This is a genomic window from Bradyrhizobium sp. ISRA442, from assembly GCF_038085055.1.
Classification (GTDB): domain Bacteria; phylum Pseudomonadota; class Alphaproteobacteria; order Rhizobiales; family Xanthobacteraceae; genus Bradyrhizobium.
The window spans coordinates 1-16,486 of record NZ_JALGCN010000028.1; the positions used below are offsets into that span (position 1 = coordinate 1).

The 16,486-nt window shown below is 65.4% G+C and carries 14 protein-coding genes and 1 pseudogene; 7 read left to right on the plus strand and 8 right to left on the minus strand.

Annotated elements, in window-relative coordinates; genetic code table 11:
* Positions 1-159 precede the first annotated feature (159 nt).
* Positions 160-1,254 carry a citrate synthase/methylcitrate synthase gene (locus MTR72_RS35210; protein ID WP_280967856.1) on the minus strand — a complete coding sequence of 365 codons (1,095 nt, stop codon included), beginning with the start codon at positions 1,252-1,254 and terminating at the stop codon, positions 160-162.
* 74 nt (positions 1,255-1,328) lie between these two features.
* Between MTR72_RS35210 and MTR72_RS35215 the strand changes: the two genes are divergently transcribed.
* Entirely contained in the window at positions 1,329-2,558 is a 1,230-nt protein-coding gene (locus MTR72_RS35215; RefSeq protein ID WP_280967857.1) for a citrate synthase family protein, read from the plus strand.
* Between the two features lie 141 nt (positions 2,559-2,699).
* Here MTR72_RS35215 and MTR72_RS35220 read toward each other — a convergent pair whose 3' ends face one another.
* Positions 2,700-3,359, minus strand: coding sequence for a DedA family protein (locus MTR72_RS35220; protein WP_280971177.1), 660 nt, complete (start codon positions 3,357-3,359; stop codon positions 2,700-2,702).
* Between the two features lie 296 nt (positions 3,360-3,655).
* On the opposite strand from MTR72_RS35220, the gene cobS reads away from it, so the two are divergent.
* The 5 genes from cobS to MTR72_RS35245 all read left to right on the plus strand — a co-directional run bounded on the left by cobS (position 3,656) and on the right by MTR72_RS35245 (position 10,019).
* Positions 3,656-4,654, plus strand: coding sequence for a cobaltochelatase subunit CobS (gene cobS / locus MTR72_RS35225; protein WP_280967858.1), 999 nt, complete (start codon positions 3,656-3,658; stop codon positions 4,652-4,654).
* A 144-nt stretch (positions 4,655-4,798) separates the two neighbouring features.
* On the plus strand, positions 4,799-6,706 hold the full coding sequence (cobT, locus tag MTR72_RS35230; protein WP_280967859.1) for a cobaltochelatase subunit CobT: 1,908 nt from the start codon (positions 4,799-4,801) through the stop codon (positions 6,704-6,706).
* Complete coding sequence (locus MTR72_RS35235; RefSeq protein ID WP_280967860.1) at positions 6,703-7,788, plus strand: esterase-like activity of phytase family protein; 1,086 nt, start codon at positions 6,703-6,705, stop codon at positions 7,786-7,788. Before cobT ends, MTR72_RS35235 begins: the two co-directional genes overlap by 4 nt.
* Before the next feature lie 322 nt (positions 7,789-8,110).
* Positions 8,111-9,223 carry an NADH:flavin oxidoreductase/NADH oxidase gene (locus MTR72_RS35240; protein WP_341512001.1) on the plus strand — a complete coding sequence of 371 codons (1,113 nt, stop codon included), beginning with the start codon at positions 8,111-8,113 and terminating at the stop codon, positions 9,221-9,223.
* 391 nt (positions 9,224-9,614) lie between these two features.
* On the plus strand, positions 9,615-10,019 hold the full coding sequence (locus MTR72_RS35245; RefSeq protein WP_280967862.1) for a hypothetical protein: 405 nt from the start codon (positions 9,615-9,617) through the stop codon (positions 10,017-10,019).
* A 286-nt stretch (positions 10,020-10,305) separates the two neighbouring features.
* Here MTR72_RS35245 and MTR72_RS35250 read toward each other — a convergent pair whose 3' ends face one another.
* Both MTR72_RS35250 and MTR72_RS35255 read right to left on the minus strand, forming a co-directional pair.
* Positions 10,306-10,551 carry a PilZ domain-containing protein gene (locus tag MTR72_RS35250; protein WP_280967863.1) on the minus strand — a complete coding sequence of 82 codons (246 nt, stop codon included), beginning with the start codon at positions 10,549-10,551 and terminating at the stop codon, positions 10,306-10,308.
* Positions 10,552-10,835: 284 nt separating this feature from the next.
* Entirely contained in the window at positions 10,836-12,140 is a 1,305-nt protein-coding gene (locus MTR72_RS35255; RefSeq protein WP_280967864.1) for a DUF2235 domain-containing protein, read from the minus strand.
* Positions 12,141-12,380: 240 nt separating this feature from the next.
* Here MTR72_RS35255 and MTR72_RS35260 point away from each other — a divergent pair, with 240 nt between their 5' ends.
* Positions 12,381-12,929 (plus strand): hypothetical protein, encoded by a 549-nt coding sequence (locus tag MTR72_RS35260; protein WP_280967865.1) that lies wholly within the window; start codon positions 12,381-12,383, stop codon positions 12,927-12,929.
* 497 nt (positions 12,930-13,426) lie between these two features.
* Here MTR72_RS35260 and ftsZ read toward each other — a convergent pair.
* The 4 genes and pseudogenes from ftsZ to rpmB form a co-directional block, all read right to left on the minus strand.
* A pseudogene (gene ftsZ / locus MTR72_RS35265) lies at positions 13,427-14,377 on the minus strand (cell division protein FtsZ); the annotation flags it as partial.
* Positions 14,378-14,428: 51 nt separating this feature from the next.
* On the minus strand, positions 14,429-14,974 hold the full coding sequence (locus MTR72_RS35270; protein ID WP_280967866.1) for a hypothetical protein: 546 nt from the start codon (positions 14,972-14,974) through the stop codon (positions 14,429-14,431).
* A gap of 314 nt (positions 14,975-15,288) precedes the next feature.
* On the minus strand, positions 15,289-15,555 hold the full coding sequence (locus MTR72_RS35275; RefSeq protein WP_341512002.1) for a hypothetical protein: 267 nt from the start codon (positions 15,553-15,555) through the stop codon (positions 15,289-15,291).
* Between the two features lie 297 nt (positions 15,556-15,852).
* Positions 15,853-16,158: a 50S ribosomal protein L28 gene (rpmB, locus tag MTR72_RS35280; RefSeq protein WP_280967868.1), complete on the minus strand. Its 306-nt coding sequence runs from the start codon at positions 16,156-16,158 to the stop codon at positions 15,853-15,855.
* Positions 16,159-16,486: the final 328 nt, after the last annotated feature.

Consider the following 16,486-nt stretch of genomic DNA (forward strand, 5'->3'; position numbering starts at 1 on the left):
CAGCGCCGCATGAGGGGTTGCTTCCGCGAATTCTGATGCAAGAGGGGCGCGCGCGGAGAGAACCCCTCACCCGTCTCGCCGCTACGCGGCGAGCCACCCTCTCACACAAGGGGGGAGGGGGCAGCGCGTCGCATTTCATCCGATACCCAACGGAAGACTTCACTCCTTCGGCATCACTCCGACATACGACGAGCTCGGCCGGATCATCCGCCCGGTGCGCTGCTGCTCGCGGGCATGCGCGGTCCAGCCTGCGGCGCGGGCGACCGCGAAGATCGGCGTGAAGGCCTGGCGCGGGATGGCGAGCGCATCGAGTAGGATCGCGGTGAAGAACTCGACATTGGTCTCTAGCGGCCGGTCCGGATTCTTCTTGCGCAGCGCTTGCCGGATATAGGCCTCGACCTCGCCGGCGAAGGGCAGGCCGGCGCCGTCGGCTGAAAGCCGCTCGATCGCCGCCTTGAGCACGTCGGCGCGCGGATCGCGCACGCGGTAGACGCGATGGCCAAAGCCCATCAGCCGCTCGCCGCGCGCCAGCGCCGCATCGACCCAGGGCTTGATCCGTTCGCGCGATCCGATCGCATCGAGCATCTCCAGCACCGGCTCCGGCGCTCCGCCATGCAAGGGGCCGGTCAGCGCGCAATAGCCGGCGGTGACCGCGGCGAACAGGTCAGCCTGGGTCGAGGCCACCACGCGCGTGGTGAAGGTCGAGGCATTCATCCCGTGATCGCACACCGTGACGAGATAGGCATCCAGCGCCGCGACCTCGCGCGGCTCCGGCGAAGCGCCACGCAGCATCCGAAGCGTATCGGCGGCATGGCTTGCGTTCGGATCGGGTGCGACCGGATCGAGACCCTTGGCGCGCCGGACCAGCGCGCCTGATATCACCGGAAACGCGCCGACGATGGTCGCCTCGTGCGCGAGCCCGTTCTCGGCACGCAGGCCCGCGACCGCCGCGCGAAACCCGTCGATGATGCCCATGCCGCGTGTTGCGGGCAGCAGGTCCGGCAGGCGGGCGAAGGCGCGCTCGCGCGCCAGCCCGAGGCTTGCCCGCACATTGGCTTCGCTGAGCGTGCTGTTGCTGGCGCCGTTCCAGAGCCGGGCGGTGACGCCCTCAAAGCTCGATTTGGCGGCGAGAGTGCCGACATGCTCGCCGGCGATGATCAGCTCGCCGCGCTCGCCGTCGACATGGCTCAGCACGGTTTCGGCGGCCGGAACGCCGTCCAGTCCGATCTGGCTTTTGGTGAGGTGGATGTTCATGGCCCAATCTCCTTTCACGGAGGGAAAGATCGGGCCTCTCGACAGATTGATCAATCTTGATTACATAAATCAATATGAAAAATTCTCCGGAGCTGTACCTCTCGGCCCGGGAGGCCGCGGCCGAGCTCGCGGTCTCGCCGGCCACGCTCTACGCCTATGTCAGCCGCGGCCTGATCCGCTCCGAGCCGACGCCGGATTCGCGCAAGAATCGCTATCGCGCCGAGGATGTCCGCACCCTCAAGGAGCGTCGCGCCCCGTCGCCCGAGCCGCGCGGCTTGCGAAGCTTCGATGCCGATCTGCCGGTGATGGACTCGGAGATTTCGACCATCACCGAGGACGGCCCGATCTATCGCGGCGTGAACTGTGTCGACCTCGCCGAGAACGACACTCTGGAGCACGCGGCGACGCTGCTGTGGGACGTCTCCGGCGTTGATCCGTTTGCGCCCGAGAACTGCCCCGAGATTTCCGACGAGATGCGCATCATTGCGCAGGCCGCGCGCCGCGCCGCGCCGATCGATCGCGCCATCGCGGTGCTGGCGCTGGCAACGAGCGCCGACCCGCGCGCCTTCACCCGCGCCCCCGACGGCCGCGCCATGGTCGGCGCGCGCATCGTCCGGCTTTTGGTTGCGGCCATGCTCAATACCGAGCCCTCGGCCGAGCCGTTGCATCAGCAGATTGCGCGCGTGTGGGCGCCCGACAACAAGCATGCGCCCGATCTCATCCGCCGTACACTGGTGCTGCTCGCCGACCACGAGCTGAATGCATCGACCTTCACTGCGCGCTGCGCCGCGTCGACCGGCCTCAATCTCTACGACGCCGTTATCGCTGGTCTCGCCGCGCTGAAAGGGCCCAAGCACGGCGGCGCCGGCGTGCTGGCCTCGCAGCTCGTGAAGACGCTGGTCGACCGCGACGTCGAGCCGATGGTGCGCGAGCGCGTCGCGCTCGGCGAGCGTTTTCCGGGCTTCGGTCACGGCGTCTACAAGCGCGGCGATCCGCGGGCGCAGTCGCTGCTGAACGCCCTGGCGCGCGCCGGCGCGCCGCGCAAATTCACCCGCGAAGTACCGGAACGGATCGCGGAAGCGACCGGCGAGTTCGTCAATATCGACTATGTCCTCGCGGTGCTCGTGCATGCTCTTCGCCTGCCACCCGGCAGCGAACTCGCACTGTTCGCCATGGCGCGCAGCGTCGGCTGGATCGCGCATGCCAGCGAGCAATTGCAGTTCGGAAAGCTGATTCGTCCGCGGGCGCGTTATGTGGGTCCAGCGCCGGGGCGGAGGACGGGGGCTGCTGATGCGAAGAGCTGAGAGCACTCCTCACCTGATCGCTCCGCCGCGCCCATGATCTCCGTCGTCCTGGCGAAAGCCAGGACCCGTACCGCGGAATCTATCGATTGGGGACGCTAGGCGTACCGAACGCCAGGACGACGCCTATTGTGTGGCGGCCGCTTAACCCCGCGGCTTGGCCGCAGCGACGCCGTCGCCATGCCGGTGGCGGATGATCCAGAGCGCGAGGCCCACAATGATCGCGACGCCGACGACGCTGAGGATCCAGATGTGTTTGACGGGATGCCCGTGGTGCGGCAGGCCGGCATAGCTGTGCCAGGCCGAAATGGCCAGCACACCCGGCAGCACGTGCGCTGGCGCCCAGACCAGGATGGCGGGGATGTTGACGGAGTAGAAGCGTCCCGGCGCCATGCCCAGCGCGCCCGCGGTGACCGGGACGAAGGCGCGGATCGGCGGGACGAAACGGGCGAAGAACACGGCCCAGGTGCCGAAGCGGCGGAAGAAGCTCTCGCTCTCGGCGATCACGCGCGGATGGTTGGTCAGCGGCCAGGTGTCGAGGATCTCGCGTTGCCGCCTGTGCCCGATCCAGTAGGCCGAGCCGTCGCCCAGGATGGCGCCGAGGGCCGCCACCAGCAGCACCCATTGCAATTTGAGGTCCCCGCCCGGAACCAGGGCGCTCAGCGCCAGGATGATGGTCGAGCCGGGGACTACAGAGCCCGCCACCGGAACGGCTTCGAGGAGCGCTGCCAGGAACAGGGTCAGGTAGGCCAGCCAGGCGTGGGCCGAAACGAACGAAATGAATGGATCGAGGAAGGACGTCACGTCTTCTCTGTATTGGCCATGGGCTCGGGGGTTCAGATCCACATTAAGTGGGGCGAGGCGGCAAAAGTGCCATTCAAGCAGGGAGGGCGCCTCGCCAGTGCGAAATTCGAGCATGATTCGCAGGGCAGCCTTCCCAAAATCGCGTTCCTTGCCTATCTAAATGAAAAGACAATGGAACTTTGATTTGCGCGCGGGCTTCTGCCGGCTCATTGTCTCTGATAGGTTCGCAACCGCACCCAGCCGCAGCCAACGTGCAAATAACTGGTCTCGGGACCGCCCGGGGCCTCGGAGGATTGATGACGACCGCCGCCCTGTCCAAAATTGAGGAAATTTCCGGTCAGCCCGACATGAAGGTGTCGGTCCGCCAGGTGTTCGGGATCGACAGCGATCTCGAAGTGCCGGCCTATTCCGAAGTCGATCCTCATGTTCCGGAAGTTGACTCCGACTATCGCTTCGACCGCGCCACCACGCTCGCCATTCTCGCCGGCTTTGCCAAGAACCGCCGCGTGATGGTGACCGGCTATCACGGCACCGGCAAATCCACCCACATCGAGCAGGTCGCCGCGCGGCTGAACTGGCCCTGCGTGCGCGTCAACCTCGACAGCCACATCAGCCGTATCGACCTCGTCGGCAAGGACTCGATCGTGGTTAAAGACGGCAAGCAGGTCACCGAATTCCGCGACGGCATCCTGCCGTGGGCGCTGCAGAACAACGTCGCGCTGGTGTTCGACGAATACGACGCCGGCCGCCCGGACGTGATGTTCGTGATCCAGCGCGTGCTGGAGGTCTCCGGCCGCCTGACGCTGCTGGACCAGAACAAGGTGATCAAGCCGCATCCGGCGTTCCGGCTTTTTGCAACCGCGAATACCGTTGGGCTCGGCGACACCTCCGGCCTCTATCACGGCACCCAGCAGATCAACCAGGGCCAGATGGACCGCTGGTCGATCGTGACCACGCTGAATTATCTCGGCCATGACGAGGAAGTGGAGATCGTGCTCGCCAAGGCGAGGCACTATCGCACCCAGGAAGGCCGCGACATCGTCAACAAGATGGTCCGCCTCGCCGACCTCACCCGCAACGCGTTCGCCAATGGCGATTTGTCGACGGTGATGAGCCCGCGCACGGTGATCACCTGGGCGGAGAACTCCGACATCTTCGGCGATATCGGCTTCGCCTTCCGCGTCACCTTCCTCAACAAGTGCGACGAGCTCGAGCGTCCGCTGGTCGCCGAGTTCTATCAGCGCTGCTTCAACGCGGAGCTGCCGGAATCGGCAGTCAACGTGGCGCTTAGCTGATCCCTCTCGTGATGTCGTCCCGGCGAAAGCCGGGACCCATGCCGCGAGGTCCCTCGATGAAGCGACGCTGTGAGTTTTTCCCGACGTAACGACGGCAGGTGGTTATGGGCCTCGGCCTGCGCCGGGGGCGACGGATAAGGCGACATGAGCACCTCCAACAGCAAATTCCGGACCGGCAACAAGGAAGCCCCAACCGAGCCGTTCAAGCGTTCGGTGGCGGCCTGCCTGAAGGCGATCGCCAAGACGCCGGAGCTCGACATCAGCTTCGCCGCTGAGCGCCCGGGGCTCGCGCCCGGCAAGGCGCGGCTGCCCGAGCCTGCGCGCAAGATGACCAAGCGGGATGCGGCGGTGGTGCGCGGCCATGCCGACTCCATCGCGCTGAAGATCGCCTGTCACGACCCCAAACTGCATCGCAAGCTGATGCCGGGCAATCCGCAGGCGCGCGGCGTGTTCGAGGCGGTGGAGCAGGCGCGGGTCGAGGCGATCGGCGCGCGCCGCATGGCGGGCGTTGCGAAAAACCTCACCGCGATGCTCGATGACCATTTCCATCGCGGCAAGTTCGACGAGATCACCGACCGCGCCGACGCGCCGCTCGCCGATGCGTTGGCGATGCTGGTGCGCGAGCGGCTGACCGGCATGGCGCCGCCGGCGGCCGCCAAGAAGATGGTCGATCTCTGGCGGCCTATTCTCGAAGACAAGATCGGCCGGCGGCTCGACCGGCTCGACGGCTTGGTCGAGAACCAGACCAAGTTCGGCGACGCCGTGCACGACTTGTTGTCGGCGCTCGATCTCGGCGACGAGCGCAACGCCGACACCGACGACAACGACGACCAGGACGACAACCGCGACGGCGACAACGACCAGTCCGGCGCCGAGGGCTCGCCCGATTCCGATGCCGCCCAGGAGATGAGCGCCGACCAGGCACAGGCGACGACGGAGGAGCTGAGCGAGAGCGCGATGGAAAGCGCGCAGGCCTCGACGTCCGATACGTTCGACGATGGCGAGCTCGGCGATGACGAGACGCCGGGCGAGGCGACGCGGCCGAACTCACGTGGGCAGAACGAGCCGCGCGGCCCGGAATACCACGCCTTCGCGCCCAAGTTCGACGAGGTGATCTCGGCCGAAGACCTCTGCGACCATGACGAGCTGGAGCGCCTTCGCGCCTATCTCGACAAGCAGCTCGCGCATCTGCAGGGCATCGTCGCCCGGCTCGCCAACCGGCTGCAGCGCCGGCTGATGGCGCAGCAGAACCGAGCCTGGGAGTTCGACCTCGAAGAGGGCATCCTGGACCCGGCGCGGCTGTCGCGCGTGGTGACCGATCCCTATCATCCGCTGTCCTTCATGCGCGAGAAGGAGGCGACCTTCCGCGACACCGTGGTGACGCTGCTGCTCGACAATTCCGGCTCGATGCGGGGACGTCCGATCACGGTGGCGGCGACCTGCGCCGACATCCTTGCCCGCACGCTGGAGCGTTGCGGCGTCAAGGTCGAGATTCTGGGCTTCACCACCCGCGCCTGGAAGGGCGGCCAGTCCCGCGAGGCCTGGCTTGCCGCCGGCAAGCCGGCCAATCCCGGACGCCTCAACGACCTCCGCCACATCATTTACAAGTCGGCCGACGCCCCCTGGCGTCGTGCGCGGAAGAATCTCGGCCTGATGATGCGCGAGGGTCTCTTGAAGGAGAACATCGACGGCGAGGCGCTGGACTGGGCGCACAAGCGCCTGCTGGCGAGGGCCGAGCAGCGCAAGATCCTGATGATGATCTCGGACGGTGCGCCGGTCGACGATTCCACGCTGTCGGTCAATCCCGGCAACTATCTCGAGCGGCATCTGCGCCACATCATCGAGGAGATCGAGACGCGCTCCCCGGTGGAGCTGATCGCGATCGGCATCGGCCATGACGTGACCCGCTACTACCGCCGCGCGGTGACGATCGTGGACGCGGAAGAACTCGGCGGCGCCATCACCGAAAAGCTCGCCGAGCTCTTCAGCGAGACGCATGCCGCGCCGGCGCAGGCCGCGCCGAGCCGCCCGCGCCGCAAACTGCATTCGTGAGCACGCTTTCATCCCGCCGCCGCTTCCTCGGCCACGCGGCGGCGGGATTTTCCGCTCTCGCAATCCCCACGCTTGCACGGGCACAGCCCTTGACCGAGCCGCCGCCCAAGGCGGCGCAAATCCCGGGACAGGTCGAGCACGCCGTCAAAGAGCCGGTCGCGATCGAGGTCAACGCACGGCAAATCCCGGCGTTCGAGCCGCGCGACCGTTCGCGCGTGCGCTTCGGCGCGCTGGACTATCGCAGCGGCCTGGTGCTGACCTCGCCCTATCGCGGCTTCGGCGGATTGTCCGGCTTTCGCTTCCTCGACACGAAGGGCGAGCGCTTCGTCGCGATCTCCGATCAGGGCGCCTGGTTCACCGGCCGCATCCGCTACGAAGGCCGCAGCATGGTCGCGCTCGACGAGGTCGAGGCCGCGCCGATGCTGGGCGCGGACGGGCGGCCGATCACCGACAAGCGGCTCTGGTACGACACCGAGTCGATCGCGCTCGACGGCTCCTTCGTCTATGTCGGGCTGGAGCGCGTCAACCAGCTCATGCGCTTCGATTTCTCCAAGGGTTTTACCCGCGCCCGCGGCGAGGTGGTCCCCTTGCCCCCTGCCGCGCGCAAACTGCCGTACAACAAGGGGCTTGAGGCACTGGTCGTCGTGCCAAAGGGCCTGCCGATCGCGGGCACGCTGATCGCGCTGTCCGAGCGCGGGCTGGATGCCGACGGCAATCTGATCGCGTTCCTCGTCGGCGGTCCCACGCCCGGCCAGTTCAGCGTGCGTCGCACCGACAAGTTCGACATCAGCGATGCTGTGCTGCTGCCCTCCGGCGAGCTCCTGATTCTCGAGCGCAAATTCTCCTGGTTCAGCGGCGTCAACATCCGCATCCGCGCCATCCCGTTGAAGGCGATCGCGCCGGGCGCGCTGGTCGACGGGCCCGCGCTCTTCAACGCCGATCTCGGCCACGAGATCGACAACATGGAAGGCATCGACGCCCACGTCACCCCCGAAGGCGAGACGGTGCTGACGCTCGTTTCCGACGACAATTTTTCCCTGCTCCAGCGCACGCTGCTGCTGCAGTTCACGCTGGTGGAGTAACTGTCGTCCCGGCCGCGCAAACTTCATCGTCCTGGCGAAAGCCAGGACCTCCGCGCGAGCGCTTGCGCTCGTCGCGATTACCCCAGGGAGTGGTTTGGCGAAGACTCGTGGTGCGGTACCCGACCGTCCACCATCGATAGACCTCGCGGTATGGGTCCTGGCCTTCGCCAGGACGACGGCGGAGAGCGTGGCCGCAGCTTGCGACCATGTGAGAGCGCAATGCGCCCCGGCGCGGGCGGGCATTCCTGCCGCGCTGGTGGTAATCCGGGTTCCGCTCATTACACTTCTCTCAATTGCCCCTCCACCCCTCGGAACACCCCGCATGAGCGCCCTGTTTTCCCCGATCAAGTTGCGCGGCCTGACGCTGAAGAACCGTCTGGTGGTGTCGCCGATGTGCCAGTATTCGGCCGACGACGGCGTCGCCACCGACTGGCACTTCAGCCACATCAACAATCTGTCGCTGTCGGGCGCCGCGATGTTCTGCATCGAGGCGACCCATGTCGAGGCGATCGGCCGCATCACGCCGGGCTGCCTCGGGCTCTACAGCGATGCCTGCGAGGCGGCGCTCAAGCAAATCCTCGCCTCCGTGCGAAAACACTCCTCCATCGCGATCGGGATGCAGCTTGCCCATGCCGGCCGCAAAGCCTCCAGCGCGCGGCCCTGGGACGGCGGCCAGCTCATTCCGCAAGGCCAGGGCGGCTGGCAGCCGGTGGCGCCAAGCGCGGTGCCGCACAAGGAGGGCGAGGCCGCGCCGCTGGCGCTGGATAGCGCCGGCCTGAAGCGCATCCGCGAAGCCTTCGTCGACAGCGCCAAGCGCGCCGACCGGCTCGGCATCGACGCGATCGAGCTGCACGGCGCGCACGGCTATCTCCTGCACCAATTCCTCTCGCCGATTTCCAACCGCCGCACCGACGACTATGGCGGGTCCTTGCAGAACCGCATGCGCTTCCCGCTCGAGGTGTTCGACGCGGTGCGCGCGGCCTTCCCGTCTGACAAGCCGGTCGGCATGCGGGTGTCGTCGACCGACTGGGTCGACGGCGGCTGGGACCTCGCGCAGACCATCGAATTCGCCAAGGCTTTGAAGAGCCGCGGCATCGACTGGATCGACGCCTCCTCCGGCGGCGTCTCCCCGCTGCAGAAGATTCCGCTCGGCCCCGGCTACCAGGTGCAGTTCGCAGAAAGCATCCGCCGCGAGACCGGCGTTCCCACCATCGCCGTCGGCATGATCACCGAAGCCAAACAGGCCGAGGAGATCGTCGCATCCGGCAAGGCCGACATGGTCGCGCTCGCCCGCGCCATGCTCTACGACCCCCGCTTCGGCTGGCACGCCGCCGCCGAACTCGGCGGCGAAGTCGCAGCCCCGCCGCAATACTGGCGCTCGCAGCCGTCAACGCAAAAGGCGCTGTTCGGCAAGACCACGTTCGGAGCGAGGTAGCGGGCGCGGATTGCGTTGGAGGCGATAGCAGCGCCGCAATCTCAACTGTCGTCCTGGCGAAAGCCAGGACCCATACCGCGAGGTCCATCAACGGCGCGCGGTAGGAGTTGTCGTCGAACAACAACTAAACAACTAAGGGTCATCGCCAAACTTCCCCCTGGGGTAATCGTGACGAGCGCAAGCGCTCGCGCGGAGGTCCTGGCTTTCGCCGGGACGACAGCAAGGGTGTAGCGCGATCTCATCTCTCGCCACCTCATCGGGATTACCCCATTCGGCCGATGATCGCCGGCATCATCGCGCGTTCCGCCTCACCCCTCCGTGACACCCGTTACCTTCCGCCGTAGCCAAAATTGGCCTAACCTTGCCTCAGTCGCGCAAAGCGAGGCTCGCCATGCGTTTTCGTGCCCGGAAGGCTGCCCACGTCTTTGAGCGCGTGGGCCTTGCGATGGCAGGGGCCGCGTGCGGACTGTTCGTCGGCGCCTATGTGGGCTCGGCGATCTCGCACCTCACCACGCAAGGCTTCCTGCTGGTGATGATGCTGCTCGGCGTCATCGGCTTCTATATCGGCATCGACACGCCGCAGCTTCCCTTCGACGAGGAGCACAGCCAGATCGACGCCGCGGAATTGCTGAGCTCGGCCGGCACGCTCTGCGCCACCTTCGCCGCATTCGCCTCCGTCGCCGTCATCGTGCTGCGGCTCGACCCCCACGACGCCTTGACCTGGCTCGTCCTCATCGCCTGGGTCGCCGGCGTCGCCATGCAGATCGTCGCGGGAGCAAAGGCGCGGATGCGGTAGGTGAGGGCGGGGGAGGGGCGGATGGAGCGCACCCTGCATTCGAAGCAATCGAAGTGATGAACCGACAGAGTGCACCGGTGCGTTCCCTCCCCCCTTGCGGGGGAGGGCCAGGGAGGGGGGTGCCACACGGCACACTCTTTCATGTTGCGCTAGAATTCTGTTGCCGCGATCGCGGCACGCGGCCATCACTAATTGCTGGGCCACCCCCCTCCCCAACCCTCCCCCGCAAGGGGGGAGGGAGCAGGGCGGCGTTCGCGGCGCGCGCCGGCTAGCGCATGACCATCCCTCAAAACACCACGCCCACCCGCGTGCCGCGCTTCCAGGCGATGCGGCAGCGCTTCTTGGTGTTGACGTGCAAGAGCTCGAAGCGGTCGGGGATCGCGACCTGGCCGCCGAGATCGACGCAGGCGCCGCCGGGCGAATAGTCGATCAGCGTGCAGTTGATTACCGGCGCGCGCGGGCCGGTGATGATCTTGGCCTGGCGGGACACCAGCCCGCTCGGCTTCACACGGGCATATCGGCGCGGATGCACTGGCACGTCTCCTCCAATTCCGCTGGTCGTGGCGGTGTTGGCCGATCATGCAAGGGAGATGATGCGATAGGGCTAAGGTTGAGGTGAGAATTTTAAGGAAAAGTGGCGGCGAATTGGGGGCGGTAGCGGCCTTCGCCGGGACGGCGGCTTTGATGTGGCGCGAGCCTGCCTCCATCACCGTCATTGCGAGCGCAGCGAAGCAATCCAGAATCTTTCCGCGGTGACAGTCTGGATTGCTTCGCTGCGCTCGCAATGACGAGGTCGATGTACCCGTCCGCACCCCCTCACGCCTTCTCCATCTCCCCCGCCACCTCCGCATGCGGGGGCGTCGGCATCGGCACCGTCACAAAATCCTTCGGCAAGTTCACCGGCCGGTAGCCCGGCTCCGCCTGCATCCGCTTCACCACGCTCTCATGCACATGCGCGCCGTCGGGGATGACGCGCGGCTCGCAATCGGGGATGTAGAAGCCAGCTACGGCCTTCCGCTCCGGCCACTCCTTGTACGTTGCGCGCTTCGGCACATACTCCAGCACGCGCCAGGCCGCCGTCATCGAATTGTGCAGCATGCCCGCGGCATCGGGCGCGACGTAGGTGAACGGGCTGTTCTTGCGCTGGATGCCCCAGGCGAGCTGGTTCACGGTGCGCGGGTTGAAGTTGAGGCCGGCTTTGTGCGCCTCATCGATCATCCACAGCAGCGGATATTTCGAGGCGCTGCTCTCGGCTTCCGCATAGCCGCCGCCGACGTCGCAATGCACGCCTGAGAACCACACCTGCAAGCTGTCCTGCGGCACCTTCTTGTCGTCGGGCACGAAGCGGTTGCTCCAGTAGTCCTGCGGCTCCTTCCACTGCTTCAGGCGAAACATGCAGCGCCGCTCGTCGATCGCGATCGCCTGGCGGAAGATCTGCACGCTCGGGTTCCGCAGCGTGAACGCCAGCTCCTCCAGGCTCGGCCAATAGAGCCGGTCGGCGCGCGGCACGATCACGCTCGCCACCGTGTCCCACACCCCGATGAAGTGGATCGTGGGCCAGCGCGAGGAGGTGATGCGCGCGAACTGCGCGGCGAGATCGAACTTGTCCTTCGGCAGCGGCCCGTCCTCGTCGCTTCCTGCGTCCGTGAGGTCGGCGACATCGTTGCCGCGCCCGCTTCCGGAATATTGCTTGTAGGAGATGAGGCCGCTGCCGGCGAGGTTGGCCTGCTCCGGTGAGATCAGGCCGACTTTGTGGATCAGCCCCGCCAGCACCCGCACGGTATAGGCGCCGCGGGAGAAGCCGAACAAATAGATCCTGTCGCCGGGCGCATAATGCTCGACCAGGAAGCGGTAGGCCGACAGCACGTTGTCATCGAGCCCGTAGCCGGTGGCGAGCCCCAGCACCAGATTGATGTTGGCCTTCCAGCGGTGCCACGTGGTCGGCTCCGTCACCGTGCCGACGCCGGGATCGTAGAACACGAGCTGCCGCGGCTGCGTCTTGTCGGTCTTGCGCAGGCAGCGATAGAGCTTGAGGACATTGGAGATGTTCTCGCTGATCTCGTTGCCGGTGCCGTCACAGCAGATGACGATGTTTTTCGGCTCGGTCTTCGCGTGTTCCACGGTATGCCCCTCCCGGAAATGCGACCGGACCGAGTATAGCGGAAGGGCTGTTGAAATTAACCTCTTGTTAACCATGCGGTCGCCTAATGTGGACGATGGGGGATCACCATGTCGGCCCATGTGACGCGACCGAAGTTGATGCCTGTTTTGGCCGATCCAGCCGTTCGATCGGTTGCCAGGCTGGCGGTTCGCGCCAAGGCCGTCCTACAGACCAAAACGGCTGTCCTACGGAGCAAAGCCATGTTCGGAAAGGACGACTTAGTGGACAATCTCACCCGCGACCTCGATCGCGTGCGCGGACGACGCGATGCGCTTGCATCCGAAGCCACCACCCTGACGGCGCAGATCGCCGAAATCGAAGCCCGCCTTTCTGAGGAGAAGAAACGGCGCGAGCGTGATCGCGTCCTGGGCGAAATCGAAGCGATAAAAACGCGAATCAAACAGGCCTCCAGCGCGTTCACACCTGTCGTCGATGGCCTCTCCAAGGCGATCGAATCGGCCGCGGCCGTCGTGCCCGAGGCGCGCGATCTCAATAGTTTCCTGGTGTCGGTGGCGAGCGAAATCGACAGCGTGCTCGATCCCCTGTTGCGCGGACTGGATCAGCGCGCCGATGCGGTGCGGCTAGGCCAGGCTGCACTGGACCTGCCGAGTTCGGCCACGGAAGCGCCGCCCGTCGAATCGCCAAAAGAGAGCATCGACAGCCTGCTTCGTTTCCCGGCATGGCTGTCTCGCGACAAGCAGGCGGAAAAGCCGGAACCAGCGGAGAGCTCGCGCAGCACGGCAGCGTGAAGGATCGGCGCTACTGCGCAGCGTAAGAAGCTTGTCTTCCAGAGCTGACGTTCGGAATTCACCGATTCCGTAGGAGCGTTGCTCCAGCCACAACAAAGCCGTCGTCCCGGCCCCCCGTGCGCAATTGCGCACTAGGCCGGGACGACGGCGGAGTTTGTTGCTGCAGCGAGTCTCTTACAAGCAGACCGCTAGTTCGCGGTGCGGCGCAAGAAGGCTGGGATATCGAGAATGCCTTCGTCCGCCACATTGCGCGGCGAAGAGCGCCCGTAAGGATCGAGCGGCCGCGGCGCCGCCTGGCGCGCATAGTCCGGATTCGGCCTTGCCGGTTGCCCAACAGGGCGGCCGGCCTCGGGGCGAAGCGGCGGGCTTTCCACTTGCGGGAGGGGTGCACCGCGCTCGATGCGATCGGCGATGCGGCGGCTGTCGCTCCGCAGCCTGCCGGCGAGCTGCGTGAGTGCGGTTTCCGCCGGTTGCGCCTCAAGCGCCGGGTCGAGATTATCGATACCGGTCGCCACCACCGAGACGCGGACGATCCCTTCGAGGCTTTCATCGAAGGACGCGCCGACGATGATGTTGGCGTCCGGATCAGCCTCGTCGCGAATGCGGGTCGCGGCTTCGTCGACTTCGAACAGCATGAGATCCTTGCCGCCGGTGATGGAGATGATGAGGCCGCTGGCGCGCTTGATCGAGGGGTTCTCGATCAATGGATTGGAAATGGCCGCCACCGCGGCGGCGAGCACGCGCTTCTCGCCGGACGCCTCGCCCCGTCCCATCATCGCCTTGCCCTTCTCCTTCATCACGGAGAGGACGTCGGCAAAATCGAGATTGATCAGACCTTCCTTGACGATGAGGTCGCTGATGCAGGCGACGCCCGAATACAGCACCTGATCGGCCAGGGCGAAGGCATCGGCGAACGTGGTCTTCTCGCTGGCCACGCGGAACAGGTTCTGGTTCGGGATGATCAAGAGGGTGTCGACCGTCTTCAGCAGCTCCTCGATGCCGGCTTCGGCAAAGCGCATGCGGCGCTGGCCCTCGAAGTAGAATGGCTTAGTGACGACGCCGATGGTGAGAATGCCAAGCTCGCGCGCCGTCCTGGCGACGATGGGTGCGGCCCCGGTGCCGGTCCCGCCACCCATGCCGGCCGTGACGAACACCATGTGGGCGCCGGTCAAATGATCGCGGATCGTATCGATGGCCTCTTCGGCTGCGGCGCGTCCCAATTCGGGCTGCGAGCCGGCGCCAAGGCCTGCGGTGACCTGGGTGCCGAGCTGGATGAGGCGCTTGGCCTTCGACATCGCCAGCGCCTGCGCGTCGGTATTGGCGACGACGAACTCGACCCCTTGCAGCCCGGCCGTGATCATGTTGTTGACCGCGTTGCCGCCGGCGCCGCCGACCCCGAACACGACAATGCGGGCCTTCATTTCACGAATATCGGTAATGCCAGTCATTATTCCCTCGCGTTGCTCCGGCAAGCCGGGGATGGAGAAAGTATCAAAGTGCTACCTGCAAGCCGCGCGGTCTGCTTCCACGATGGAAGCAGCCAGATGTCCCAATCGAAGCCCGGCTTGTCCCGCGATCGCGCCGCCAGGGCGACGACCGGTCCGTAAGTCCGCCACTTCATCTTCCAATCGTGCCGCCCACGCATTGACGGCCCTCGTCTCGGCAGCCGCCTGCATCAGCTCGACAGCCAGACGATCGGCGCGCTCCCGCTCGCGCTCGAAATCCGCCCGGTAGCCGGCGGCCCTAGCTTCGAGCCGCGCGATCTCCGCCTTGAACGCCTCGATCTTGAATGCCTCGATCTTTGCCATGGAGGCGGCGATGGGGTCCGTCCGCCGACCAATTCGCGGGCGGGGCCTGTAGCGGAGTTCGGAAAAATCGACGCTCACCAACGCCTTGCCGTCAGCCGAACGCAAGCGCGGCAACCGGCGTCGTCTCGCCAGCGAACGCGCGGCCTCGCGCGAGATGTCGAGGCGGGCACTTAAGGCGGCATACGTCAACGACTCAACAGACATCGGCTCTCCTCCGGGAGCGAACCGGGCGGGCATTTCGGGCTGATGATGGCTGGACGATGACAGCAGGCTAGGCTGCGTTGGTTAATGGACGGTTAACGCATGCGGGGCTTGCTTGGCGGTGCCGTCACAGCAGATGACGAGGCCATTTCGGCTCAGACTTGCGCTCGTGCTCGACGGTATGTCCCTCCGGGTGATGCTGCCGGGGCGCGAGCATGGCGGAAACTATGCACAATCGGAGACGCAATTGTCGCAGGAATGCCATCTTCCGACGGATGCGTGATCGATCAGATCACCGCTGGAAAACCTCAACCGTGCGTCCATCCGGATCTTTACAAGTGAACGATGGTCTATGCGCCTTTTATCTGCGCAAGAGCGTCGGTGATCACGCGCTCCCGCGCCGCACCCTTGATGATGCCATTGCGGCGCATCTTCCCTCGAAAATTCAAATAGCCCCGTGCAAACTTATGATAGTGCTCGACGGTGACGTTGGAGAGCTCTGATGCTGCTATTGTGCGGATATAGGAGCAAAGCGATTTATTATAAGTAAGAAGCAGGGTCGGGCCGTTTCCCGGTAGTTCGGGATCGGACAGATACGCTGCGCGAAGGATAGCCATTGTCGTCTTACCACTTCCTGCCGTGCCGAGAATTACTTGGTGGCCTTTGGCAGGTAGGCAGACGACTTCCCGCTGACGCTGGACAGGTATAGGAAGTGCCACCGAACCACTCGATCCAAATTTGTTGCATCAATCAGAAGTTTTTCTATCGATCGGCTACCTGTCTAGAGCGACCTTTGGTGGATTCGACAAAACAAAAACGGCCGGATCTTTCGATCCGGCCGTCACGCAAACTCTATTGGCTAAGACTTACGCCACGCGACGCAACTTAGCCCCCGCCCAAACTTTTAAAATTGCTTAGCTCGCCTGCTTCGCCGGCTCGCCGCCGACCTTCTTCTGGATCTGGCGCTTCAGCTCGAGCGCGCGCGGCGAGAGGTTGCCGGCGTTGGCCTTGAGCAGGAAGGCGTCGAGGCCGCCATTGTGGTCGACGCTCTTGATCGCGTTCGAGGAGACGCGCAGGCGCACGTTGCGGCCGAGTGCCTCGCTGATGAAGGTCACGTTGCACAGGTTCGGCAGGAAGCGGCGCTTGGTCTTGATGTTGGAGTGGCTGACCTTGTGGCCGACCTGGGGGCCCTTGGCCGTCAGTTCGCAGCGGCGAGACATGGCAAAAATCCTTATCCTTTCCCCCAAGCGTTGCGGCGGCCATTCGGGGCGCCACGGGGGTCGTAAATTCTCTGTCCTTGCAGGGAGCGGGCGGACGTATAGGGGGGAAGGGGCGGGTAGTCAAGGTTTTGGGGCGGGTTTTGGCCCACCCTCAGGTGTCATCGCCCGGCTTGACCGGGCGATCCAGTACACTGAGGCGCCTGCGGTTGAACAGAGGGGCCGCGGCGTACTGGATGCCCCGGTCAAGCCGGGGCATGACAGCGGAGGAAGCGGGCAGAGGGGTTGCCGCCCCTGAACACGCCCCGATCACAAAAACGGCAATGTTTAA

What these genes read in the sequence shown, in the direction of transcription:
- cobT (WP_280967859.1), top strand. Translation starts at nt 4,799, where the DNA reads ATGAGCACCTCCAACAGCAAATTCCGGACCGGCAACAAGGAAGCCCCA.
- MTR72_RS35240 (WP_341512001.1), top strand. Translation starts at nt 8,111, where the DNA reads ATGAGCGCCCTGTTTTCCCCGATCAAGTTGCGCGGCCTGACGCTGAAG.
- MTR72_RS35245 (WP_280967862.1), top strand. Translation starts at nt 9,615, where the DNA reads ATGCGTTTTCGTGCCCGGAAGGCTGCCCACGTCTTTGAGCGCGTGGGC.
- MTR72_RS35260 (WP_280967865.1), top strand. Translation starts at nt 12,381, where the DNA reads ATGTTCGGAAAGGACGACTTAGTGGACAATCTCACCCGCGACCTCGAT.
- MTR72_RS35275 (WP_341512002.1), bottom strand. Translation starts at nt 15,555, where the DNA reads ATGGCTATCCTTCGCGCAGCGTATCTGTCCGATCCCGAACTACCGGGA.
- MTR72_RS35270 (WP_280967866.1), bottom strand. Translation starts at nt 14,974, where the DNA reads ATGCCCGCCCGGTTCGCTCCCGGAGGAGAGCCGATGTCTGTTGAGTCG.
- MTR72_RS35210 (WP_280967856.1), bottom strand. Translation starts at nt 1,254, where the DNA reads ATGAACATCCACCTCACCAAAAGCCAGATCGGACTGGACGGCGTTCCG.
- rpmB (WP_280967868.1), bottom strand. Translation starts at nt 16,158, where the DNA reads ATGTCTCGCCGCTGCGAACTGACGGCCAAGGGCCCCCAGGTCGGCCAC.
- cobS (WP_280967858.1), top strand. Translation starts at nt 3,656, where the DNA reads ATGACGACCGCCGCCCTGTCCAAAATTGAGGAAATTTCCGGTCAGCCC.
- MTR72_RS35215 (WP_280967857.1), top strand. Translation starts at nt 1,329, where the DNA reads ATGAAAAATTCTCCGGAGCTGTACCTCTCGGCCCGGGAGGCCGCGGCC.